Below are 23,848 nucleotides of genomic sequence, written 5' to 3' on the forward strand. Positions count from 1 at the left end.
TTCGGGCGACATGGACTGGACTGTCGCGCCAAGCCGTTGCCTTTTGGTTTCCGAATTGCCAATGCCGCCTTGGAACCCTATGTCTGGGCGTCCAAACTGGCAACAACGACCCGATGGCGCGCGCTTTCCTCTTCATCCTGGACTCTTTCGGCATCGGCGGTGCGGCCGACGCAGAACGCTATGGCGACGCCGGCGCCAACACGCTTGCGCACATCGCCGAAGCTTGCGCCGAAGGGCGCGCGGACCGCGAGCGGCTTCGGCAAGGGCCGCTGTTTGTCCCGCACATGGCGTCGCTCGGGCTTGGCAAGGCGGCGGAGACGGCGACAGGGTTGGGTTTTGCCCATTTCGGGACGGATCTGGTCGCCAACGCCTTCCATGGCGCGGCGCAGGAAGTTTCGAGCGGCAAGGACACGCCCTCCGGCCACTGGGAGATCGCCGGGCTGCCGGTGCGTTTCGACTGGGGTTACTTCCCGGATACGGTTCCCGCCTTTCCCACTGATCTGACCGCGGCGATGATCCGCCAGGGCGAGGTATCAGGCATTCTCGGCAACTGCCATGCGCCGGGCACCGTGATCATCGAACGGTTCGGCGAGGAACACATCCGTACCGGCAAGCCGATCTGTTACACCTCGGTCGACTCGGTCCTGCAGATCGCAGCGCATGAAGTTCATTTCGGGTTGGATCGGCTTTATGAATTCTGTCAGGTGGTGCGCCGGCTGGTTGATCCGCTCAGAATCGGGCGCGTGATCGCACGGCCGTTCGTCGGCGAGACCGCCGCCACCTTCCAGCGGACCTACAATCGCCATGACTATGCCGTGCCACCGCCGGAGCCGACCCTGCTTGACCGGCTGACGGCGCGGGGAAACCGCGTCATCGCCGTCGGCAAGATCGGTGACATCTTCGCCCATCGCGGGATTTCGGAAGTGCGCAAGGCCGCCGGCAACATGGCCATGTTCGACAAGGCGCTCGGTGCGATGGACGATGCCGGCGACGGCGATCTCGTTTTCGCCAATTTCGTCGATTTCGACACCGAATTCGGCCATCGCCGGGACGTCGCCGGCTATGCCGCCGCGCTCGAGGCCTTCGACCGAAGGCTGCCGGAAGCATTCGCCAAGCTACGGCAGGGCGACCTTCTCATCCTGACGGCCGACCACGGCAATGATCCGACCTGGCGAGGGACCGATCACACGCGTGAACGCATCCCGGTGATCGGCATGGGACCGGGTCTGGCAGGTGGCGACATCGGACTGAGAACGACATTCGCCGATATCGGCGAAACCGTCGCCGAACACCTCGGGCTGGCGCCCGGCCGCTACGGCACTTCTTTCCATGCGATGATTGGCGGTCATGCCTGAATTGCCCGAAGTCGAAACGGTCCGGCGTGGCCTGCAGCCGGTCCTGGAAGGTGCCCGTCTGACCAGGGTCGAGGCGCGTCGGCCAGACCTCCGGTTTCCCTTTCCTGAACGGTTTTCGGAGAGGCTGACGGGCAGGACCATTACTGCACTCGGCCGCCGGGCCAAATATCTGACCATGCATGTGCAGGACGGCCCGGTGCTGATCTGCCATCTCGGCATGTCGGGCTCCTTTCGCATCGAGACCGACGACGACGGCGGGACACCCGGCGTGTTCCACCACGAACGCTCGAAAAGCACGGCACACGATCATGTGGTGTTCGATGTGGTCGGTGCCGGCGGCGCCCGGTCCCGCGTGATCTTCAACGACCCGCGCCGCTTCGGTTTCATGCTGTTTGCGGAAGGATCGCCGGAGATGCACCCGATGCTGGCCGGGCTGGGCGTCGAGCCAACGGGCAATACGCTGGACGGCGCGCTGCTGGCCTCGTTGCTGCAAGGCCGCGGATCGCCGCTCAAGGCAGCACTTCTTGACCAGAAGCTGATCGCGGGACTTGGCAATATTTATGTCTCGGAGGCGCTTTGGCGCGCCGGCCTGTCGCCCTTGCGCGAGGCGGGCACCATCGCCAAGCCGGGCAAGAAGGCCAGGCAGCAAAGCGAACGCCTCGCCGAGGCGATCCGCTCGGTCATATCGGATGCCATCGCCGCCGGCGGGTCTTCGCTGCGCGACTACATGCACACCGACGGATCGCTGGGCTATTTCCAGCATTCCTTCGCCGTCTACAACCGTGAGGGCGAGCCCTGCCCGAAGCCCGGCTGCGGCGGCCATATCGAGCGCGTCGTGCAGAGCGGACGCTCGACCTTCTATTGCCGGACGTGTCAGAGCTGAGTTAGACCGAGGTGGAGCGAGGAGAAGCAGCCATGGCCTATGAAACGATCATCACCGAGACGCGCGGCAAGGTCGGACTGGTCACTCTGAACCGGCCAAAGGCGCTCAATGCGCTGAACCTTCAGCTTCTGGCCGAGCTGGTCGCGGCCGTGAAAGACTTCGATGCCGACGCCAGCATCGGCGCCGTGGTCATTACAGGTTCCGACAAGGCCTTCGCCGCCGGCGCCGACATCAAGGAAATGCAGGCAATCTCCTTTGCGGACGCCTATTTGCAGGATCTGTTCGTCGGCTGGGAAGACCTGACGCGGGTGCGCAAACCCGTTATCGCCGCGGTGGCCGGCTATGCGCTCGGCGGCGGATGCGAACTGGCAATGATGTGCGACTTCATCATTGCCGCCGACACGGCCAAATTCGGTCAGCCCGAAATCACGCTCGGCGTCATTCCCGGCATGGGCGGGTCGCAACGCCTGACCCGGTTTGTCGGCAAGTCGAAGGCGATGGACATGTGCCTGACCGGACGGATGATGGATGCAGCGGAAGCCGAGCGCTCAGGCCTGGTGTCGCGGGTCGTACCCGCCGCCGAGCTTGTCGAGGAAGCAGTCAAGGCGGCGGCCAAGATCGCGGCCTTCTCGCTGCCGTCGGTGATGATGGCGAAGGAAGCCGTCAACCGTTCCTATGAGACGACGCTGGCCGAGGGATTGCGGTTCGAACGTCGTCTGTTCCATTCGCTTTTCGCGCTCCAAGACCAGAAGGAAGGCATGGCGGCCTTCGCCGAAAAGCGGAAGCCGAATTTCGCCAATCGGTAGAGCCTTGCCCGCCCGCGGTCGAAACCGTGTGGCGTCGGCCAAAAAGAACGCCAGGCAGCGTTGACGCGCCGGAAAAGCTGAACTATAAGCCGCACCAACCGAGGCGGCCCTGTGGCTGCCCGTTTGTTTTTTGCGCCCTGCGGCATGCCGCGTGCGCCGACCAGATCAGAAGAGAGGCATCATGGCCAACACATCCTCGGCCAAAAAGGCAACGCGCAAGATCGCCCGCCGCGCGGCGATCAACAAGAACCGCCGCTCGCGCGTGCGCACCTATGTCCGCCAGGTCGAGGAGGCGCTCGCCTCCGGTGACAAGGCCGCCGCGCAGGCCGCCTTCAAGGCCGCGGAGCCGGAGTTGATGCGTGCCGCAACCAAGGGCGTCATCCACAAGAACACAGCGTCCCGCAAGGTGTCGCGACTGGCCGCACGGCTCAAGGTGCTGTCGGCCTAACATCGCTATACAGACTAGCTTGTCTAAAACCCGGCCGATCGCGCCGGGTTTTTTTCGTTTGCCGGCAAGTACTTAAAAAGAATGCTCGGAAACCGCGCCCAGGGCGGCTTCCAAGCTTCGAAATTCTTTGCCGGCACATGCATGCCCGCCGATGGTTGGCGCGCTTAAAAAGCGTCGCCCTGGAAGTCCTTGACTATCAGAAATAAGCAATATTTTTCAGATAGTTACCAATGGTCATCCACAGCCTGTCCACAGAGCTCCAAAGCGACGGGAGGACAACTGGCTGTCAAGCGAATTATTTCAGAATATTTCGTATCGGCCCGGCTTTTTCATATTCGCCGGAAAAGGGTTTGAATCACAATGGCTTTGTCAAAATACGCCGCCGCGGCATGGCGCCCGAAGGCGCCGGAGGTAACCAGATTCCTTAAAAATCCGTTAGACGTGGCCTTGCCCTATCCACAGCGATTTCGGTAATGTCCATCCATCGAAGGGGACGGGCCTCTGGTCCTTAACCCAGCCTGACGCGGCCAGCTTAAATTGGCGGGATTTGCGACGCGGATCAATTCCGCGGACGGCTTTGGTTTGCTCTTTTCGATACGGTAGGGGACTGGCGTAACGAGACATGGCAGGTTGACAACGCGCCGGCGTTTTTCGCCGGACGATGTCGTATTGCCCTGACATACCCAACGCGGACTGGCTTCCATGGGCCGGCACCGGTTCCCTCCGGATAGTGGCGACGTTCATTGCCGGCGGCGGCAACGGGCATCGTAACGAAGACACGGTCGCTGGAACAAGGATGCAGGAGGCGCATCCCCGGCGGAAAACAGGTACAGAAAGACAAGGAACTCGATCATGCAGAGCGGCATCGAAAGGGAGCTTACGGGCGACCTCCCATTTCCTGGAACTTTGATCGGAGCAAACGAGATGGCGGTCTCCAGCGACGCGGAACAGAAGTTCGATCGGGTCAGGGCCCAGTTGAAGGCGCGTCTGGGAGCTGAAGTCTATTCGAGCTGGTTCGGCCGCATGAAGGTCGCGGAAGCGTCCAAGGGCATTGTCCGCATCTCGGTCCCCACCGCGTTCCTGCGCTCGTGGATCAATGGCCATTATCTCGACCTCATCTCCGAACTGTGGAAGCATGAGGATGCCGATCTCCTCAAGATCGAGATCGTGGTGCGCACGGCCACCCGTCAAGGGCGCAGCCATGTCGAACCGGAATTGGCGCCGGCGCGCAAGGTGACACGACAGACGCAGACGGCGCTCGCCGCCGGCACCGTGAGCCCCGGCAGGGTGGAACGGCCCCCGGTGCCGCGCCCGGGTGCGGCGGTCGAGAGCGAGTTCCGCCACAATGTGCTGGGGTCGCCGCTTGATCCGCGCTACACGTTCGGCTCCTTCATCGAGGGGCCGTCGAACCGGGTGGCCTTCGCCGCCGCCAAGGCCGTGGCGGAATCGCAGTCGAGCGCCGTGCGCTTCAATCCGCTTTTCCTGCACGCGACCGTCGGGCTCGGCAAGACCCACCTGCTGCAGGCCATCGCGGCGGAATCGCTGAAGCAGAACCCGAAGTCCCGCGTGGTCTATCTCACTGCGGAATATTTCATGTGGCGCTTCGCCACGGCGATCCGCGACAACAACGCGTTGACGCTCAAGGAGCAGCTGCGCGACATCGACCTCCTGATCATCGACGACATGCAGTTCCTGCAGGGCAAGTCGATCCAGCATGAGTTCTGCCATTTGATCAACATGCTGCTCGACAGCGCCAAGCAGGTCGTCGTCGCCGCCGACCGACCGCCGTCGGAGCTGGAATCGCTGGAGCCGCGCGTCCGCTCGCGCCTCAATGGCGGCGTCGCGCTTGAAATGTCGGCGCCCGATTTCGCCATGCGCCTCGGCATGCTCAAACTGCGCCTGGCCACGGCCAGGGTCGACGACGCTTCGCTCGACATTTCCGAAGAGATCCTCAATCACGTCGCCCGCACCGTGACCGGCAGCGGACGCGAACTGGAGGGCGCCTTCAATCAGCTGCTGTTCCGGCAGTCGTTCGAGCCGCAGATCACCATCGATCGCATCGACGAGATCCTCGGGCACATCTATCGCACCGGCGAGCCGAAGCGGGTCCGCATCGAGGATATCCAGCGCATCGTGGCGCGCCACTACAATGTGTCGAAGACCGAATTGCTGTCCAACCGGCGCACGCGCACCATCGTCAAGCCACGGCAGGTCGCCATGTACCTGTCGAAGGTGATGACGCCGCGCTCACTGCCCGAAATCGGACGGCGCTTCGGCGGCCGCGACCACACCACCGTGCTGCACGCGGTGCGCAAGATCGAAGACCTTTCCGGCAACGACAACACGCTGGCACAGGAACTTGAGCTGCTGCGACGGCTGATCAACGATCAGGCCTGATCGGACCCGGAACAGGCAAGCCGGAACTGCACTAGAATTCAACGGCTTGCCTGCCCAGCGGCGAGCGCGGAATGGGCTCGCGGCATCGGCCGGCGACGATCCGGATTCCGGATTCAGCACACCGGCTGGCGGTCTTCGCGGCGTTTATCCCCAGAAAGCCCGCGCAGCCGGCCCGAACCGGTGTCGCGGGCTTGCGTTTACTGGCTTTTTCCTGTCAGTTTACGCAGATTCTGAGCCTGTTCAGACCTTTCGCGGGGCGCCGCCAGCCGGAGACCCGCTCATCCTTTCAAGCGAGCCTGTTTCGTCATGCGTGTTATCCTGGAACGGTCAAATCTCCTGAAGTCGCTCAACCACGTCCACCGTGTGGTCGAACGGCGCAACACGATACCGATCCTGTCCAACGTGCTGCTCACCGCCGAAGGCGCCAGCCTGGAAATGAAGGCCACCGACCTCGACCTGGAGGTGACGGAAGCAACGCCAGCCAAGGTGGAGCGTGGCGGGGCGACGACGGTTCCCGCGCATCTGCTCTACGACATCGTGCGCAAGCTCTCGGACGGCGCCGAGGTGATGCTGAAGACGGACGAGGACGGCAACGCCATGACAGTGACGTCGGGCCGCTCGAGCTTCCGCCTGCAGTGCCTGCCGCAATCCGATTTCCCCGAACTTTCGGCCGGATCGTTCTCGCATATCTTCCGGCTCGACTCGGTTGCCCTGAAGGGGCTGATCGAGAAGACGCAGTTCGCCATTTCCACCGAGGAGACGCGCTATTATCTCAACGGCATCTACCTGCACACGCATGAAGTCGGCGGCAAGCTGAAGCTGCGCTCGGTGGCGACCGACGGCCACCGCCTGGCGCGCGCCGAAATCGATGCGCCGGCGGGTTCCGAAGGCATGCCGGGCATCATCATTCCGCGCAAGACGGTGAGCGAGCTGCAGAAACTGGTCGACGATCCGGATGTCGCCGTGACCACCGAACTGTCCGATACCAAGATCCGCTTCACCATCGGCAGCGTGGTGCTGACCTCGAAGCTGATCGACGGCACCTTCCCCGATTATCAGCGGGTCATTCCGACGGGCAACGACAAGAAGCTGATCCTCGACCGCCAGAGCTTTGCCGCCGCGGTCGATCGCGTCTCAACCATTTCCTCCGAACGCGGCCGCGCGGTGAAGCTTTCGATCAGCGAAGGCCAGGTGACGCTCGCGGTCAACAACCCGGATTCCGGCAGCGCCACCGAGGAACTGGCTGCCGATTACTCGTCCGACCCGATCGAGATCGGCTTCAACGCCAAATATCTGCTCGATGTCGCCGCGCAGCTGACCGGGACGGAAGCCAAATTCATGCTGGCCGATGCCGGTTCGCCGACCCTGATCCACGACATGGCCGACGAGACCGCGCTTTACGTGCTGATGCCCATGCGGGTGTAGCCGGCGCTGCATCATCGATCCGGCGCTGCGACAGGACCGGCGGCAAGAACAATGGTTGCGGCACTTCTACAGGCGGATAGCGGTTGCCGGCACAGACGCATATAAGTAAGCTTACACTTACTAATTTCCGCAACTATGCGGCGCTGGCGATCGATCTCGCCCCGGGCGCCGTCGTGTTTTCCGGCGACAATGGCGCCGGCAAAACCAACCTGCTCGAAGCGATTTCCTTTCTGACGCCCGGCCGTGGCTTGCGCCGTGCCCCTTACGCCGATGTCGCGCGCGAAGGCGGCGATGGCGGCTTTGCGCTGCATGCCCGGCTCGACGGGCCCGACGGCCAGGTCGAGATCGGCACGGGCATTTCCGTCGGCGAGGGCGAAGGCGGCAGGCGCGTTCGCATCAACGGCGCGACCGCCCGATCGGCCGAAGACATGCTGGAATGGCTGCGCGTGGTGTGGCTGACGCCGGCCATGGATGCGCTGTTCACCGGACCGGCCGCGGATCGCCGGCGCTTTCTCGACCGGCTGGTTCTGGCGATCGATCCCGGCCACGGCCAGCGTGCGCTCGACTACGAAAAGGCCATGCGCGGCCGTAATCGCCTGCTTACGGATGGATCCCGGGACGATCGCTGGTTCGAGGCGATCGAGACGCAGATGGCCGAAACCGGCGTCGCGATTGCGGCGGCGCGCGCCGAACTGGTGCGCCTGCTCGCCGCCATGATCGACAGGCTGCCCGACACCGGGCCGTTCCCGCAGGCCGACATCAGCCTTTCGGGCGATCTGGAAGCCGAGGTTTCCAGCGCGCCGGCGGTCGATGTCGAGGAGCGGTTCCGCCGCGCGCTCGCCGGCGGACGAGATCGCGATCGTGCCGCGGGACGAACGCTCGAAGGCCCGCACCGTTCCGATCTCCTGGTGCGGCACCGGCCCAAGGCGATGCCGGCCGAGCTCTGTTCGACCGGCGAGCAGAAGGCCTTGCTGGTCGGCATCGTGCTCTCGCACGCACGGCTGACAGGCGAGATGTCGGGTATGACGCCGATCCTGCTGCTGGATGAGATCGCAGCACACCTCGACGGCGGGCGGCGGGCGGCACTGTTCTCGATCCTCGAGGCGTTGAACTGCCAGGCCTTCATGACGGGAACCGATGCCGCCCTGTTCTCCAGCCTCAAGGGCCGTGCGCAATTCCTGACCGTCGACCATGGCACGGTTGGGCCAACCGAAGACGCCTGACAAGGTTTTTCGGCCGCTGTATTGTCCTGACATGACCACTGCGCTCACCGCCGACGAGATCGAACGCTATGCCCGCCACATCGTGCTGCCGGAGGTCGGCGGTGCGGGCCAACAGAAGCTCAAGCAAGCGCGCGTCCTGGTGATCGGCGCCGGCGGGCTGGGCGCGCCGGTGCTCGAATACCTTGCGGCGGCCGGCGTCGGCACGCTCGGCATTGTCGACGACGACACCGTGTCGCTCTCCAATTTGCAGCGTCAGGTCATCCACGACACCGATACGGTCGGCAAACTGAAAACCGACAGCGCCAGGGCGGCAATCGTCCGCATCAATCCGAACACCGCGGTCGAGACGCACACGTTCCGGCTGAGCGCCGACAACGCCCCTGCCCTCGTCGCCCGCTATGACATCGTGGTCGACGGTTCCGACAATTTCGAGACCCGTTATACGGTGGCCGACGCCTGTGCGAGCGCGCGTAAACCCCTGGTGCATGCCGCCGTTGGCCGCTTCGACGGCTCGGTGACGGTGCTGAAGCCGTTCGAGGTCGGCAAGGATGGCAAGCCTAACCCGGGCTATCGCGATCTCTTTCCCGAAGCGCCACCGCCAGGCCTGGTGCCGTCCTGCGCCGAGGCCGGGGTGCTTGGTGCGCTGACCGGCGTCGTCGGCACGCTGCAGGCGATGGAGGCCATCAAGCTGATCACCGGCATTGGCGAGCCGCTGGTCGGCCGACTGCTGCTCTACGATGCGCTCGCCGCGCGCTTCGAGACGATCCGCTACGCCAGGCGCTGATCTTGGAGCGGACCATGCCCCTTACAATCGACCGCATTCCGGCCGATTTCGGCCGCTGGGACGAGGTGCTTGTCTTGATCATGCATGCCTTCGCCTTCATGGACGGCGTCATCGACCCTCCGTCCTCGGCACACCTGCTCACCGTCGACACGCTGCGCGACAAGGCCCGGCGGGAGACCGGGTTCGTGGCCATCGATGGCGAAAGGATCGTCGGCTGCGTCTTCGCTCAGGAAAGGGCCGACGATCTTTACGTCGGCAAGCTCGCCGTCGCCCCGGACCGCCAGGGGCAAGGCATCGGCCGGCGACTGATGCAGTCGGTCGAACGTCTCGCGCTCGATCGCGGCAAGGCGGCGTTGGAACTGCAGACGCGCATCGAGCTTACCGCCAATCACGCCGCCTTTGCCCGCCTCGGCTTTCACGAGACAGGGCGGACGGTGCATGAGGGCTACGCCAAGCCGACATCGATCACCATGCGCAAGGTCCTTTCGCAAGCCTTGGCTTGCATTTGAAGAACAGGGAGCGCGGCGCCGCGAGACCGTCAGGTTCTGAGCGGCAGCACGCGGTCCGGCGGGCGGTGACCGTCAACGAAGGCCCGGATGTTGATGATGACCTTCTCGCCCATGTCGATGCGGCCCTCGAGCGTCGCCGAACCCATATGCGGCAAAAGCACGACCTTGTGCCGGGCAGCAAGCTTGAGCAACTTGGCATTGAGCGCCGGCTCATGCTCGTAGACGTCGAGGCCGGCGCCGGCGATCTTGCCGTCCTGGATCAGCTTGACCAGCGCTTCCTCGTCGATGATGTCGCCGCGCGCGGTGTTGACGACATAGGCCGTCGGCTGCAGCAGCGCCAAGCGCCGTGCCGACAGAAGATGGAAGGTCGCGGGCGTCGACGGACAATTGACGGAGATGATGTCCATGCGGGCCAGCATCTGGTCGAGGCTCTCCCAATAGGTCGCCTCCAGCCCGTCCTCGACCGCCGGCAAAACGCGATGGCGGTTGTGATAGTGGATCGACAGGCCGAAAGCCTTGGCCCGGCGCGCGACGGCCGTGCCGATGCGGCCCATGCCGACGATGCCCAGCCGCTTGCCCCAGATGCGCCGGCCAAGCATCCAGGTCGGCGACCAGCCGGCCCATTTCTTGTCGCCGGTGAGCACATTGGCGCCCTCCGCGAGCCGGCGCGGCACCGCCAGCATCAGCGCCATGGTCATGTCGGCGGTATCCTCGGTCAGCACATTGGGCGTGTTGGTGACGGTGATGCCCCTCTTGGCGGCCGCGGCCACGTCGATCTTGTCGACGCCATTGCCGAAATTGGCGATCAGCTTGAGGTTGTCGCCGGCCTGGGCGATCAGCGCCGCGTCGATCTGGTCGGTCACCGTCGGCACAAGCACGTCGGCTTCCTTGACCGCGGCGACCAGCTCCGGCTGCGTCATCGGCCTGTCCTCGACATTCAGCCTGGCGTCGAACAGCTCGCGCATGCGGGTCTCGACCGGGTCGGGCAGCTTTCGCGTGATGACCACGAGAGGCTTCTTTTTGCCTACCATTGTTTCCCTCGTTGAGACCTCTTTAACCAAGACCGGCGAAACTGAAAGCCGGTCGCGGTAGCCGATTTACCCATGTAACAAGCGGTGCCGCCGAAGACAAAGAAAAAGGGGCGCCAAGGCCACCGGGCCGGCGCCGAAAGGAACGAAAGTGTCTGGTTTCGCGTCGCTTCGCCTGGCCATCAGCGCAGCATTTCTCGGCGCTCTCCTCTATTCCCCGCTTGCTGCGGCGCAGGGCGCGGCCGCGCCCGCCCAGAGCGCCGTCACGCTCGGGCCGAGCGGCCTGCCGCTGCCGCGATTCGTCAGCCTGAAGTCCGGCCGCGTCAATTCGCGCGTCGGCCCCGGCGCCAACTACTCGGTTGACTGGATGTATATGAAGGCCGGCCTGCCGATGGAGGTCGTCCAGGAATTCGACACGTGGCGCCGCGTGCGCGACGCCGATGGCTCGGAGGGCTGGATCAACCAGTCGCTGCTGTCAGGCCGGCGCACGGCGATCATCGCACCCTGGCAGCGCGGCAAGGGCGCCCAGATCAACCTTATGAAAAGTCCCGACAAGGATGCCCGGGTGGTGGCGATCGTCGAGCCGGGCGTCATGGGCACGATCAAGTCCTGCGACGGCCAGTGGTGCGAAATGACGCTCGACGGCCACACCGGCTGGCTCGCCCAGGCCGCGGTCTGGGGCGCCTATCCCGGCGAGCGGGTCAAGGACTGAGCTCGTCCCGCTTGCGCCCGATGCGGCCGAGGTGGGTGTCCTGAAAACCCGCTGGCAGTTTCAGCCCGTAGCCCAGTGCGCGGTCGATGGCGATGTGGGCGATCCAGGTCAGTGCGACCGCGATCGCGACCGCATGACCGGACAGGTACCCGACGAGCAGCAGCAGCACCGGTACGATGAGGATGTGCAGGGCGTTGTAAGCGATGGCGCCGGTGCGCGGCCCGCCGAGATAGCCGAACATTGACAGGTCCGGCGCCAGGATGAGCAATCCGAAGAGCCACCAGGAAACGCCTGACCAAGCGTAGAAGACGATCGCAACGGCCGCCACGACAGCCCATTCGAGCCGGATTATCAGGTCGAGGGACTTCATCCCGGACAGATTCTGGCCTGACAGATTATTCTGGCCTGACAGACTGTTCCGGCCTGACAGATCACTGCCGGCCGAACCGATTGTTCTGGCCTCACCGGTCATTCCTGGCGCTTGGGGCGCAGCCTCACCACGATGTCGACATTGGCGATTTCCATGCCCTCGGGCGGATCCGGCAGGTTGGTGACCGTCACCGGACCGTTGGCGATGTCGAAAATCCGGTTTTCGCCTTCTATATAGAAATGATGGTGATCGGAGGTGTTGGTGTCGAAATAGGTCTTGGCGCCCTCGACGGCAAGGATGCGCAGCAACCCCGCCTGGGTGAACTGGTGGAGCGCGTTGTAGACCGTGGCCAGTGACACGGGCACGCCGGCGGCCAGCGCCTCCTCGTGCAGTTCCTCGGCCGAGAGATGGCGATCGCCCTTGGCGAAAAGCAGGTCGGCCAGCGCGATGCGCTGCCGCGTCGGCCTCAGGCCGGCTTCACGTACCCGCTTGTCCACAGCGACATTTTCCTTCCGGCAGCCCCGGTCCATCTGGTCTTCCAAGCCAATAGTCCCGCTTCAAGACACGCCCAGAATGGCAAAAAAATGAATGTCTGCCGAAACCGGACCCCTGTTGACATATATTCGGTCGTCCGAATGCGATCAATAGCGCGCATTGACCCGGGCAGACAGGCGGGTTAAGCGCAAACGCCGGTTTCCGGCCTGAAACAGATTGTGTTAGGACACCAACGACAAGGGCGCGCTACCGCCCGGACGATATGGGGACGAGATTGATGCCGGGTAAATCCAGCTACGACTACGAAGAATTGCTGGCCTGCGCCCGCGGCGAGCTGTTCGGAGAGGGCAATGCCCAGCTGCCCTACCCGCCGATGCTGATGTTCGACCGTATCACCGAGATCAGCGAGACCGGCGGCGCCTTCGACAAGGGCTTCATCCGTGCGGAGTTCGACATCAAGCCGGACCTGTGGTTCTTCGCCTGCCATTTTATCGGCAATCCGATCATGCCAGGATGCCTCGGCCTGGACGCCTTGTGGCAGTTGACCGGCTTCTATCTTGGCTGGCTCGGCGAACCCGGCAAGGGAATGGCGCTGTCGACCGGTGAGGTCAAGTTCAAGGGCATGGTCACGCCATCGGTCAAGAAGGTCGAGTATGGCGTGGATTTCAAGCGTGTCATGCGCGGCCGGTTGGTGCTGGGCATCGCCGATGGCTGGATGAAGGCGGATGGCGAGCCCATATATGCGGCGACGGACCTGAAGGTCGGTCTGTCCAAGCAGTCGGCGGTCGGTTGACCGCACCCTTGGCCGGCCCACTGGCCAGCATCCCTGGAAGGAGTTGCGAATGAGACGTGTCGTAGTCACAGGCCTCGGCATCGTGTCGTCGATCGGCAACAATGCCAACGAGGTGCAGACCTCGCTGCATGACGCCAGATCCGGCATCAGCTTTTCCGATTCCTTTGCCGAGCACGGCTTCCGCTGCCAGGTCTGGGGCGCGCCGACGCTCGACCCCACGGCCATGATCGATCGCCGCGCGATGCGCTTCCTGAGCCAAGGTGCTGCCTGGAACCACGTCGCCATGGACCAGGCGATCGCCGATGCGGGCCTCGGCGAAAACGACATCACCAATGAGCGCACCGGCATCGTCATGGGCTCGGGCGGCCCCTCCACCCGCACCATCGTCGAGGCGGCCGAGACCACGCTGAAGAACGGCAGCCCCAAGCGCATCGGCCCCTTCGCGGTGCCGAAGGCGATGTCGTCGACCGCGTCGGCAACGCTGGCCACCTGGTTCAAGATCCACGGCGTCAACTATTCGATCTCGTCGGCCTGCTCGACCTCGGCGCATTGCATCGGTAATGGCTACGAGCTGATCCAGTGGGGCAAGCAGGACATGGTCTTTGCCGGCGGCCACGAGGATCTCGACTGGACGATGTCGGACCTGTTCGACGCCATGGGCGCCATGTCGTCCAAATTCAACGACAGGGCCTCGGCCGCTTCCCGCGCCTATGACGTCAATCGCGACGGCTTCGTCATCGCCGGCGGCGCCGGCGTGCTGGTGCTGGAGGAGCTCGAGCATGCCAAGGCGCGCGGCGCCAAGATCTACGCCGAGATTGTCGGCTACGGCGCGACCTCGGACGGCTACGACATGGTGGCACCCTCCGGCGAAGGCGCGGTCCGCTGCATGCGCCAGGCGCTGACGACGGTCTCCACGCCGGTCGACTACATCAACACCCACGGCACCTCGACGCCGGTGGGGGATTCCAAGGAAATGGGCGCCATCCGCGAGGTCTTCGGCGAAAAGATGCCGTTCATCACCTCGACGAAGTCGCTGACCGGCCATTCGCTGGGCGCGGCCGGCGTTCAGGAGTCCATCTATTCGATCCTGATGATGCAAGGCGGCTTCATTGGCGAAAGCGCCCATATCGAGACCCTCGACCCCGAATTCGAGGGCATGCCGATCGTGCGCAAGCGCATCGACAACGCCAAGATCGACACCGTCCTGTCAAATTCCTTCGGTTTCGGTGGCACCAACGCAACGCTGGTTTTCCAGCGCTATTCCGCATAAGGCCAGCGGTTTTCTAAAAGGATTGCCTGCCATGGACGGATTGATGAAGGGCAAGCGCGGGCTTGTCATGGGTGTCGCCAACGATCATTCGATCGCCTGGGGCATTGCCAAGAAATTGTCCGAACATGGGGCGGAGCTCGCCTTCACCTATCAGGGCGACGCCTTCGGCCGCCGGGTCAAGCCGCTCGCCGACAAGCTCGGCGCCGCGCTGGTCGTTCCCTGCGATGTCGAGGACAGCGCTTCGGTCGCCGCCACGTTCGAGACGCTCGGCAAGGAATGGGGCGGACTGGACTTCGTCGTCCACGCCATCGGCTTTTCCGACAAGAATGAGTTGAAGGGCCTCTACGCCGACACCAGCCGGGACAATTTCGTCCGCACCATGGTGATCTCCTGCTATTCCTTCACCGAAGTGGCGCGCAACGCCGCGGCCCTGATGACGGAAGGCGGCTCGATGATCACGCTGACCTATGCCGGTTCGGTGCGCGTCATGCCGAACTACAATGTCATGGGCGTCGCCAAGGCCGGCCTCGAGGCCAGCGTGCGCTACCTTGCCAACGACTACGGTCCGCGTGGCATCCGGGTAAACGGCATCTCGGCAGGCCCGGTACGCACGCTCGCCGGCGCCGGCATTTCCGACGCCCGTCACATGTTCTCCTACCAGCAGCGCAACTCGCCGTTGCGCCGCACGGTGACCATCGACGAGGTCGGCGGCTCCGCGCTTTATTTGCTGTCCGACCTTGCCTCGGGCGTCACCGGCGAAATCCACTATGTCGATTCCGGCTATCACATCGTCTCGATGCCGACGCTCGACGAGTTGAAGCAGACGGATGGCTAACCGGCCCTTACGGATCAAGGCGCCGCGCTTTGGGCAACCGTTTGGAGAAATGGCTCTTTTTCCAGTAAAGAAAATAATCTTCTCCAGTAAAATTGGATACATTCGCGGAAACTCATTTTAAGGGGATTTCCGCTACAGAGTCCCGCAATCTGGGGACCTTTGAATGACTGCCGTCAGCAACCCGAAGCGAACACCGGTGTTCCGACTGCTCACGATAGCGAGTTCGGGCATTGGCAGTTTTGTCCTCGGCATCTGGGGCCTGAAGCACGGCCTCGGCGACGGGTTTGCCGGCATATCGATGGACATGATGGTCGCGATCATGGCTGCGCTTTGCGCGCTGGCGGCGTCGGTGGCGGCCATGTCGTTCTTCGCCGGCATCGATGAATCGGCCGATTTCGTCTTCAACGAAACCCATTTCGACAAGTTGACCGGACTGCTGGCGCGCCCGGCGATGGTCGGCAAGGTCGCCGAGGCGGCATGCGCGACAAGCCGGACCGGAGAACCGGTGTTCCTGATCGACATCGACATCGACCGGTTCAAGCAGATCAACGACGCGATCGGCTATACGCAGGGCGACGAGTTGATCCGCGCCTTCACCAAGCGGCTGCAGGCCTGCGTGCCCGCACACGCCCTGATCGGGCGTATCGGCGCGGGCGAGTTCGCGGTGCTGCTTGCGGATCATCAGATCCAGGGAACGATGGAAAGCATGGTCGAAAGGCTCATCGACGAAATGATGGAGCCCTATGAACTGAGCACCCATCAGCAATCGGTGAGCCTGTCGGTGGGTATCGTGGCCATGCCCAAGGATGGCGTCGATCCGGTCCTTATCCTGCGCCGCTCCAATTTGGCGCTGCAGAATGCGCGCGCCGGCGGGGTCGGCAACTGGTCGGTGTTCAACAGCGAGATGGGGCGTGTCGCCGACCATCGTCAATGGGTCGAATCCGAACTGCACACCGCTTTTGAGCGCGGAGACTTCGACCTGCACTATCAGCCGCAGCTCGACCTGCCGACCGGCCGCATCATCGGCTACGAGGCGCTGATCCGCTGGAACCATCCCGAACGCGGCATGATCCCACCCATGGAGTTCATCCAGATCGCCGAGGAAACCGGGATGATCAACCCGATCGGCGAATGGGTTCTGCGCAAGGCCTGCGGCGATGCCAGCCATCTGCCGGAGGACTGTTTCGTCGCCGTCAACATCTCGCCGGTTCAGTTCATGACCAAGGACTTCGTCGGCATCGTGCGCGACGCCATGCGGGCCACCGGCATCAAGCCGTCGCGGCTTGAGCTGGAAGTCACCGAGACGGCGATGATGCAGGACCGCGACCGCGCGGCCGCTATCCTGAAAGAGCTTGCCGAAATGGGCATCTCCGTTGCCGTCGACGATTTCGGCACCGGTTATTCGAACCTCAGCTACCTCATCGACTTCTCGTTCGGCAAGCTGAAGATCGATCGTTCCTTCGTCAGCCGCATCGATACCGATTCCAGCTCTGGCGCTGTCGTCTCGACCATTGTCGGGCTTTCGCGCGCGCTCGGCGTCAGCATCATCGCCGAAGGCGTCGAGACCGAGAGCCAGGCGACACTGTTGCGGGCCGCCGGCTGCGAGGTGGTACAGGGCTACCTGTTCGGCCGGCCGGCGCCGCTCAAGTTCAGGCTTGGCGACGAGCACGCCACCGACGAGGTCCGGCGCATCGCCAACCTGCATTGAGCAAGTCAGCGCCGAGCGGAAAACACCTTGAACATGCCGTCGCGGGCAAGCTCGGTGTGGCTGGCAAAAGCGGCCGACAGCACGGGCTCGTAGGGAAGCTGGCGGTTGGAGACCATGAACAGCCTGCCACCGGGCTTCAACGCCTTGGCCGCCGCGCGGATCATGCCGGCGCCGATCTCCGGCTCCGCCGCACGGCTGCGATGAAAGGGCGGGTTCATGGCGACGACGTCGTAACGGCGCTCGACAGGCTCGGCGAGCAGATCCATCCAGAAGAAGCCTTGCGCCACTGTGTTGGCAAAGTTGCCCTTGGCCGCCTCCAGCCCGTCGAAGTCGGCCTCGTAGAGATCGAGGCCCGACAGACCTGACGCGCGGGCAGCCATCTCAGCCGCCACATAACCCCAGCCGGCGCAGAAATCGGCCGCATTGCCGCGCAGGTCACTGGGCAAATTGTCGACCAGCAGTTTCGAACCCGCATCGACGCGATCGAACGAGAACATACCGGGCGCGGTGTGGAATCGCTCCTCGATCAGCAAAGCGGGATTGGCGGCGCGAAACGTGGCTGCGGCCTGCATATCCACCGGGCGGCGCAGCCAGAAGGCGATGCCGTGATATTTCGGCATATGGCCGTCGAGCGGCACGAGCTCGTCGACGCGCTTGCGCAGGCTGGCAATGCCGTCGTCCTTGCCGCCGGCGACGACGACAAGTCCGCCTGGCGCCACGCGCTCGAGGGCCTCGGCGATACGCAGTTCGTTCTGGCCGCGGTGACGGCCGGCGAGCACCAAGGCGGCATCAAATCCGTCCCCCTCGGTTTGCGGCGTGACGGTAAAGCCGGCCGCCTGCAATGCGCGAAAATAAGGCCGGAAGCCCTGTACGAGATGCAGCGTGGCCTCGAAGCCCGACGGCACGCGCAGGCCGGGCTCGGCGCCGAGGAAGAGGATGCGCTCACCCTTTCGCGGCAAGGAGAGAGCCTCGGCCTCGAACGGATGGAAGAGCGTCTTCAGCGCTTCAGCGGACATGGAAGTGCTCCCAGAGTCTTACGCAATTCCCAGGGAAAGCGCCTCATACTTTCCTGGAACTGCCCCAAACGAAAACGGGCGCGACATAAGCCGCGCCCGCTTCGATTTTTCCGTCAGATCGCTCAGGCGGCGTCTTCTTCGCCTTCGGCCTTCTTGTCGCGCACGATTTCCTTGCCGGTGGCCTGGTCGACGACCTTCATCGACAGGCGGACCTTGCCGCGCTCGTCGAAGCCCATCAGCTTGACCCAGACCTTGTCGCCTTCCTTGACGACGTCGGAGGTCTTGGCGACGCGCTCATTGGCGAGCTGCGAGATGTGGACGAGGCCGTCACGCGGACCGAAGAAGTTGACGAAGGCGCCGAAGTCGGCGGTCTTGACGACCGTGCCTTCGTAGATCTCGCCGACTTCCGGCTCGGCGACGATGGTGTGGATCCACTTCTTCGCCGCCTCGATCTCCTTGGCGTTCGAAGAAGCGATCTTCACCGTGCCGTCGTCCTCGATGTTGATCTTGGCGCCGGTCTTCTCGACGATCTCGCGGATGACCTTGCCGCCCGAACCGATGACGTCGCGGATCTTGTCGGTCGGGATGTGCATGACCTCGATGCGCGGCGCGAATTCGCCGAGTTCGGGGCGGGCGCCGGTCAGGGCATGCGCCATTTCGCCGAGGATATGCTGGCGGCCGTCCTTGGCCTGGTCCAGCGCGATCTTCATGATCTCCTCGGTGATGCCCTCGATCTTGATGTCCATCTGCAGCGAGGTGATGCCGTTGGCGGTGCCGGCGACCTTGAAGTCCATGTCGCCGAGGTGATCCTCGTCGCCCAGGATGTCGGAAAGCACGGCGAAGCGCTCGCCTTCCTTGATCAGGCCCATGGCGATACCGGCAACCGGCTTGGCCAGCGGCACGCCGGCATCCATCAGCGCTAGCGAGGTGCCGCAGACGGTGGCCATCGAGGACGAGCCGTTGGACTCGGTGATCTCCGAGACGACGCGCAGCGTGTAGGGGAACTGGTCAGCGCTGGGCAGCATCGGACGGATGGCGCGCCAGGCGAGCTTGCCGTGGCCGATTTCGCGGCGGCCAGGCGAACCCATGCGGCCGGTCTCACCGACGGAATAGGGAGGGAAGTTGTAGTGAAGGAGGAACTTCTCCTTGTACATGCCGGTCAGCGAATCGACATACTGCTCGTCTTCGCCGGTGCCGAGCGTGGCAACGACCAGCGCCTGGGTCTCGCCGCGGGTGAACAATGCCGAACCATGGGTGCGCGGCAGGACGCCGACTTCCGAAACGATCTTGCGGACCGTCTTCAGGTCGCGGCCATCGATGCGCGCGCCGGTGTCGAGGATGTTCCAGCGCACGACCTTGGCCTGCAGTTCCTTGAACACCGAGCCGATCTGCTCGGAGGTGTATTTGGGCTCTTCGCCTTCGGCCGGAGCAAAGGCTGCCTTGACCTTCGCCTTGACGGCGTCGACGGCGGCATAGCGCTGCTGCTTGTCGGTGATCTTGTAAGCCTCACGAAGCTCGTCGCCGACGATCTTCAGCATCTCGGCTTCGAGCGCGGAATAGTCCGGCGCGGTGAAGTCGCGTGGCTCCTTGGCGGCAACTTCGGCCAGCTTGATGATGGCGTCGATGACCGGCTGGAAGCCCTTGTGGCCGAACATGACAGCGCCGAGCATCAGCTCTTCGCCAAGTTCCTTGGCTTCCGACTCAACCATCAGCACGGCGTCGGCAGTGCCGGCGACGACGAGGTCGAGCTTGGACTCCTGCATTTCGTCGATGTGCGGGTTGAGGACGTATTCGCCGTTGATGTAGCCGACGCGTGCGCCGCCGACCGGGCCCATGAAGGGAACGCCCGACAGGGTCAGAGCGGCCGAGGTGGCAACGATCGACAGGATGTCCGGATCATTCTCGAGGTCATGCTGGACGACGGTGACGACGATCTGCGTGTCGTTCTTGTAGCCGTCGGCGAAGAGCGGACGGATCGGGCGGTCGATGAGGCGCGAAACCAGCGTTTCCTTTTCGCTCGGACGGCCTTCCCGCTTGAAATAGCCGCCCGGGATCTTGCCGGCGGCATAGGTCTTTTCCTGGTAGTTGACGGTCAGCGGAAAGAAATCGAGGCCGGGCTTGGGCTCCTTCATCGAAACGACGGTGGCCAGAACCTTGGTCTCGCCGTAGGTGGCGAGCACAGCGCCGTCAGCCTGACGGGCGATCTTGCCGGTTTCGAGGATGAGCGGGCGACCGCCCCATTCGATTTCCACTTTGTGCTGATTGAACATGTCTTGTCCTTTGTATGAGGAAGGGCCGCGCCGTTTCAGCGTGCGCGGGTGCCCTTTCCTCTGGCTTCCTTTCTCGGGCAGCCACGGGCAAGACAACGGGAGGCTCGGGTCTGTCGGCACGGTGGCCATACGAGCGTCCTGCAATCCTGCCCCATGACCGTCCATGGGTGGCTCCGAGTGGCCCTCTGCACGCTCGAAGCCGGATATGGCCAATCGATCGATCGGCCTGCGCATGACCCCGAAACCCACGGCTTACGGAACGCGTCATGCGCAATTCAACTTTTCGGGGCGTCCGTCCGGCATCCCGATGGGCTGCGCGGCGCTCCAGTCCTGCATTCGAGAACGGATTGGTCCGGTGCTCGAATGCGCGACCGGCGGACTCCTTGAGGGAGCCCGCCGGTCAATTCGTCAACGGCGCAGACCGAGCTTTTCGATCAGTGTCTGATAGCGCGCGTCGTCCTTGCGCTTGAGATAATCAAGCAGGCTGCGGCGCTGGGACACGAGAGCGAGCAGACCACGGCGGGAATGGTTATCCTTCTTGTGGTCCTTGAAATGGTCGGTCAGGTTCTTGATGCGCTCGGAAAGGATGGCCACCTGGACTTCCGGAGACCCGGTATCGCCCTTGGCGGTCGCGAATTCACCCATCAATTCCTTCTTGCGCTCGGCAGTAATCGACATCGTGTTTTTCCTTATCTGTTTGAGGAAACGGGTCGCCCTCAGCCGGGATGTCGTCCAGCAGGGGCCGGTGCAAGCAAAGCGTCGTGGCGCTATGCTGCGGCGCATATAGTGCAATTTCCGGCAAAACACCAGCCCAATTCACCAAGCCGGCTTTTCAGCCGCAAATGCCCTGTTTTGTCGCCGTCAGAGCCATTTCTTCCATTTGAAGAAGGCAATCAAGCCGACCGCGACAAGCAGCATGAAGACGAGTGCCGCCGGATAACCATAGTAAGACCGCAGCTCCGGCATGTTCCATGGCGAGGTATCGGGGCTGAAATTCATGCCCCAGACGCCGACCAGGAAGGTGAGCGGCATGAAGATGACCGAGACGATGGTGAGATAGCTGATGACGTCGTTGGTGCGCGCCTGGCTCAGCGAGAGATGCATCTCGATCAGCCCGGTCAGCATGTCGCGCTGGGTCTCGACCAGTTCGATCAGCCTGAGTGAGTGGTCGAGCGTGTCATTGAGGAACACCTTGGTCTCGGCCCTGACATAGGGCACGTCGTTGCGGATCAGCGTCGCCAATGCATCGCGCATCGGCCAGAGCACGCCCTTCAGCACATTGGCGTCGCGCCGCAATGCGTGCAGCTGCCGCATCTGATGCTTGTGCGGCGAATGCAGCATCTCATCCTCGATGCCGTCGACCAGGTCGCCGGCCGCCTCGATCGGCGGGAAATAGCTGTCGACGATGGCGTCGATCAGCGCGTAGGCCAGATAGTCGGCGCCGCGCGTGCGCAAGCGGTTGGGCGCCGAACTCTCGATGCGTTTGCGCACCGGGTCGAACGGATCGCCCTCGCGCTCCTGGAAAGTGACGACGAAGTTCTCTCCGACGAAGACGGCGATCTGTTCGTAGCGATGCGCGGTGACATCGTCGATCATGCGGACGACGACGAAGGCATGATCCTCGAAGAAGTCGACCTTGGGCCGCTGGCCGGTGTTGACGACATCCTCCAGCGCCAGCGGATGCAGGCTGAAGGCGCGGCCGATCTCCTTGATCAGCTGGATGTTGGCGAGGCCGGTGCAGTCGAGCCAGATCACCGGCCATTTGTGGCAATTGGCCTCGACATCGTCGATGCTGGCATTGTCGATGGTCTTGAACTTCTGCGGCGAGATCAAGGTCAGCCGCAATTCGGAGCGCCGCGCCGCCGGATCGGCGATCAGCGTGCCCGGCGAAGCGCCTACCGGCGGCCGCCTCATCTTTACAGGCGCCCGCTTCTTCACCGCTTCGACCTTTGCCATGTGCCCCTCGAGCGTAGAGTCGATGTGAAGTTAGCCGAGAGCCGTCAACCGGCAAAGACCCGCTTGGGCTTGAACATGCCTTGTTCGATCGCGCCGATGGCCACCAGCTTGCCGCGAGCCGTCGCGCAGGCTTCCTCGGCCTCGACAGGCGCATCGCGGCCGCGAATGATGACCGGATTGCCGAGACGGATCTTGGTCGCCGCATCGTCGCTGATGGCGATCTGCGGCAGGCAGTCGAGAGCCGCCGACGTGTCGACAAGAAGCGCGTCGATCGCGCTGAAGTCCACCGGCACCTCAATCGCATCGGCGTCGTCGGCAGGCTTGGGCTTGTCCTCGCCTTGCGCACCGAAACGGGCCGCTTCCAGTTCGGCGATGGTGACGAAATCCTCCGATGTGAACGGCTCGACCTCGACCCGGCGCAAATCGCTGATATGGCCGAAGCAGCCGAGGTCGCGGCCCATGTCACGGGCCAGCGAGCGCACATAGGTGCCCTTGCCGCATTCGACCTCGAAAACGGTATGGTCGGCGTGGTGTTCGACCACGTCGAGGCGGCCGATCTCGATCTCGCGGGCGGGAATATCGACCGTCTCACCTTCGCGGGCGAGGTCGTAGGCGCGTTCGCCCGCGATCTTGATGGCCGAAAATTGCGGCGGCGTCTGCATGATGACGCCGGTGTATTTCGCCAGCAGCGCCCTGACCTCGGTCTCCGCCGGACGGAGGTCTGAACTCTTCGTCACCGGTCCTTCAAGGTCGTCGGTCGAGCGCTCCTGCCCCCAGGCGACGGTGAAGCGGTAGATCTTGGCGCCGTCCTGCACATAGGGAACCGTCTTGGTGGCTTCACCGAGCGCGATCGGCAGCATGCCGGAAGCCAGCGGATCGAGCGTGCCGGCATGACCGGCCTTTTCCGCCTGGAACAGCCATTTGATCTTGGACACGGCCTCGGTCGAGCCCATGCCCACGGGCTTGTCCAGCACCACCCAGCCGGAGACCGGCCGGCCCTTCTTCTTGCCGCGGCGCCCCATTATTCGCCATCCTTGTCGTCTTTGGTCTTGTCGTCGTCCACATCGAGATCGCGCGCCACTTCGGGCGACTTCAGCAGATCGTTGATCCTGGCGAAATTGTCGAAGGAGGTGTCGAGCTTGAAGCGGAATTCCGGCATGAACTTCATCTGCCGCAGAGCGCCTGAGACACGGCCGCGGACGAATTTCGCATGCTTGTTCAACGCCTCGACAACAGCGTCTGTGTCCTTGGCGCCAAGCGGCGAAACGAAAGCGGTGGCAACCCTCAGGTCGGGCGACATGCGCACTTCCGAGACCGACACAACGGTATTTTCGATCAGCGGATCGATGATCTCGCCCCGCTGCAACGTTTCGGAGAGCGCGTGGCGCACCTGTTCGGCAACGCGCAGCATACGCTGGGACGGGCTGGATGTGGTTGGACGGGGCATTTTTCTCAATCCTGAAAGCGTGAGGCACGGGATAGGACCGTGCCGCATGTCTCATATGTCAACGCATTGGCCCGAAATCGAATTCGATTTCGAAAAGGACGATGCGTAATTTCACAAT

The 23,848-nt window shown here is 63.4% G+C and carries 23 protein-coding genes; 14 read left to right on the top strand and 9 right to left on the bottom strand.

The genetic code is table 11. The features are described from left to right. Positions 1-113: 113 nt before the first annotated feature. From FJ546_RS03975 to FJ546_RS04015, 9 genes are all read left to right on the top strand, one after another. Complete coding sequence (locus FJ546_RS03975; protein WP_140888174.1) at positions 114-1,355, top strand: phosphopentomutase; 1,242 nt, start codon at positions 114-116, stop codon at positions 1,353-1,355. Beyond that, on the top strand, positions 1,348-2,238 hold the full coding sequence (gene mutM, locus FJ546_RS03980; RefSeq protein WP_140888175.1) for a bifunctional DNA-formamidopyrimidine glycosylase/DNA-(apurinic or apyrimidinic site) lyase: 891 nt from the start codon (positions 1,348-1,350) through the stop codon (positions 2,236-2,238). The genes FJ546_RS03975 and mutM overlap by 8 nt, the downstream gene beginning before the upstream one ends. Before the next feature lie 32 nt (positions 2,239-2,270). Beyond that, on the top strand, positions 2,271-3,044 hold the full coding sequence (locus FJ546_RS03985) for an enoyl-CoA hydratase (protein ID WP_140888176.1): 774 nt from the start codon (positions 2,271-2,273) through the stop codon (positions 3,042-3,044). A 181-nt stretch (positions 3,045-3,225) separates the two neighbouring features. Further along, positions 3,226-3,492, top strand: a complete 267-nt coding sequence (rpsT, locus tag FJ546_RS03990; RefSeq protein WP_010913342.1) for a 30S ribosomal protein S20 — start codon at positions 3,226-3,228, stop codon at positions 3,490-3,492. A gap of 852 nt (positions 3,493-4,344) precedes the next feature. Next, the gene (gene dnaA / locus FJ546_RS03995) at positions 4,345-5,889 is read left to right on the top strand and encodes a chromosomal replication initiator protein DnaA (RefSeq protein ID WP_140888177.1); all 1,545 of its coding nucleotides are present in this window, start codon (positions 4,345-4,347) and stop codon (positions 5,887-5,889) included. Positions 5,890-6,195: 306 nt separating this feature from the next. After that, complete coding sequence (dnaN, locus tag FJ546_RS04000; RefSeq protein ID WP_140888178.1) at positions 6,196-7,314, top strand: DNA polymerase III subunit beta; 1,119 nt, start codon at positions 6,196-6,198, stop codon at positions 7,312-7,314. Between the two features lie 83 nt (positions 7,315-7,397). Next, positions 7,398-8,537, top strand: a complete 1,140-nt coding sequence (gene recF / locus FJ546_RS04005; RefSeq protein ID WP_140888179.1) for a DNA replication/repair protein RecF — start codon at positions 7,398-7,400, stop codon at positions 8,535-8,537. A gap of 31 nt (positions 8,538-8,568) precedes the next feature. After that, complete coding sequence (locus tag FJ546_RS04010; protein ID WP_140888180.1) at positions 8,569-9,321, top strand: molybdopterin-synthase adenylyltransferase MoeB; 753 nt, start codon at positions 8,569-8,571, stop codon at positions 9,319-9,321. Between the two features lie 14 nt (positions 9,322-9,335). Continuing rightward, entirely contained in the window at positions 9,336-9,830 is a 495-nt protein-coding gene (locus tag FJ546_RS04015; RefSeq protein WP_140888181.1) for a GNAT family N-acetyltransferase, read from the top strand. A 29-nt stretch (positions 9,831-9,859) separates the two neighbouring features. Here FJ546_RS04015 and FJ546_RS04020 read toward each other — a convergent pair whose 3' ends face one another. Then, the gene (locus FJ546_RS04020) at positions 9,860-10,861 is read right to left on the bottom strand and encodes a D-glycerate dehydrogenase (protein WP_019863085.1); all 1,002 of its coding nucleotides are present in this window, start codon (positions 10,859-10,861) and stop codon (positions 9,860-9,862) included. 148 nt (positions 10,862-11,009) lie between these two features. Between FJ546_RS04020 and FJ546_RS04025 the strand changes: the two genes are divergently transcribed. Further along, the gene (locus FJ546_RS04025; protein WP_140888182.1) at positions 11,010-11,570 is read left to right on the top strand and encodes an SH3 domain-containing protein; all 561 of its coding nucleotides are present in this window, start codon (positions 11,010-11,012) and stop codon (positions 11,568-11,570) included. Here the strand turns inward: FJ546_RS04025 and FJ546_RS04030 are convergent. Then, positions 11,560-12,042 (bottom strand): DUF4260 domain-containing protein, encoded by a 483-nt coding sequence (locus FJ546_RS04030; RefSeq protein WP_246686741.1) that lies wholly within the window; start codon positions 12,040-12,042, stop codon positions 11,560-11,562. The genes FJ546_RS04025 and FJ546_RS04030 overlap by 11 nt on opposite strands. Continuing rightward, positions 12,039-12,470, bottom strand: a complete 432-nt coding sequence (gene irrA / locus FJ546_RS04035) for an iron response transcriptional regulator IrrA (RefSeq protein ID WP_010913333.1) — start codon at positions 12,468-12,470, stop codon at positions 12,039-12,041. The genes FJ546_RS04030 and irrA overlap by 4 nt, the downstream gene beginning before the upstream one ends. A gap of 242 nt (positions 12,471-12,712) precedes the next feature. On the opposite strand from irrA, the gene fabA reads away from it, so the two are divergent. The 4 genes from fabA to FJ546_RS04055 all read left to right on the top strand — a co-directional run bounded on the left by fabA (position 12,713) and on the right by FJ546_RS04055 (position 17,041). Next, positions 12,713-13,228 carry a 3-hydroxyacyl-[acyl-carrier-protein] dehydratase FabA gene (fabA, locus tag FJ546_RS04040; protein ID WP_095771834.1) on the top strand — a complete coding sequence of 172 codons (516 nt, stop codon included), beginning with the start codon at positions 12,713-12,715 and terminating at the stop codon, positions 13,226-13,228. A 49-nt stretch (positions 13,229-13,277) separates the two neighbouring features. Continuing rightward, positions 13,278-14,498: a beta-ketoacyl-ACP synthase I gene (gene fabB / locus FJ546_RS04045; RefSeq protein ID WP_140888184.1), complete on the top strand. Its 1,221-nt coding sequence runs from the start codon at positions 13,278-13,280 to the stop codon at positions 14,496-14,498. Positions 14,499-14,529: 31 nt separating this feature from the next. Then, positions 14,530-15,333 (top strand): enoyl-ACP reductase FabI, encoded by an 804-nt coding sequence (fabI, locus tag FJ546_RS04050; protein WP_140888185.1) that lies wholly within the window; start codon positions 14,530-14,532, stop codon positions 15,331-15,333. Between the two features lie 163 nt (positions 15,334-15,496). Beyond that, positions 15,497-17,041: a bifunctional diguanylate cyclase/phosphodiesterase gene (locus FJ546_RS04055; protein WP_140888186.1), complete on the top strand. Its 1,545-nt coding sequence runs from the start codon at positions 15,497-15,499 to the stop codon at positions 17,039-17,041. Between the two features lie 5 nt (positions 17,042-17,046). Here the strand turns inward: FJ546_RS04055 and FJ546_RS04060 are convergent, their stop codons facing one another. The 6 genes from FJ546_RS04060 to rbfA all read right to left on the bottom strand — a co-directional run bounded on the left by FJ546_RS04060 (position 17,047) and on the right by rbfA (position 23,730). Beyond that, positions 17,047-18,057: a class I SAM-dependent methyltransferase gene (locus FJ546_RS04060; RefSeq protein ID WP_140888187.1), complete on the bottom strand. Its 1,011-nt coding sequence runs from the start codon at positions 18,055-18,057 to the stop codon at positions 17,047-17,049. A 122-nt stretch (positions 18,058-18,179) separates the two neighbouring features. Further along, positions 18,180-20,327: a polyribonucleotide nucleotidyltransferase gene (pnp, locus tag FJ546_RS04065; RefSeq protein WP_140888188.1), complete on the bottom strand. Its 2,148-nt coding sequence runs from the start codon at positions 20,325-20,327 to the stop codon at positions 18,180-18,182. A 408-nt stretch (positions 20,328-20,735) separates the two neighbouring features. After that, positions 20,736-21,110, bottom strand: a complete 375-nt coding sequence (gene rpsO / locus FJ546_RS04070) for a 30S ribosomal protein S15 (RefSeq protein WP_269465810.1) — start codon at positions 21,108-21,110, stop codon at positions 20,736-20,738. A gap of 78 nt (positions 21,111-21,188) precedes the next feature. Next, positions 21,189-22,283, bottom strand: coding sequence for a magnesium/cobalt transporter CorA (gene corA / locus FJ546_RS04075; protein ID WP_140888189.1), 1,095 nt, complete (start codon positions 22,281-22,283; stop codon positions 21,189-21,191). A gap of 44 nt (positions 22,284-22,327) precedes the next feature. Beyond that, positions 22,328-23,305, bottom strand: a complete 978-nt coding sequence (truB, locus tag FJ546_RS04080) for a tRNA pseudouridine(55) synthase TruB (RefSeq protein WP_140888190.1) — start codon at positions 23,303-23,305, stop codon at positions 22,328-22,330. Continuing rightward, positions 23,305-23,730 carry a 30S ribosome-binding factor RbfA gene (gene rbfA, locus FJ546_RS04085; protein ID WP_140888191.1) on the bottom strand — a complete coding sequence of 142 codons (426 nt, stop codon included), beginning with the start codon at positions 23,728-23,730 and terminating at the stop codon, positions 23,305-23,307. The genes truB and rbfA overlap by 1 nt, the downstream gene beginning before the upstream one ends. Between the last annotated feature and the right edge of the window lie 118 nt (positions 23,731-23,848).

Source organism: Mesorhizobium sp. B2-4-19 (genome assembly GCF_006441315.1).
Taxonomy (GTDB): Bacteria; Pseudomonadota; Alphaproteobacteria; order Rhizobiales; family Rhizobiaceae; genus Mesorhizobium.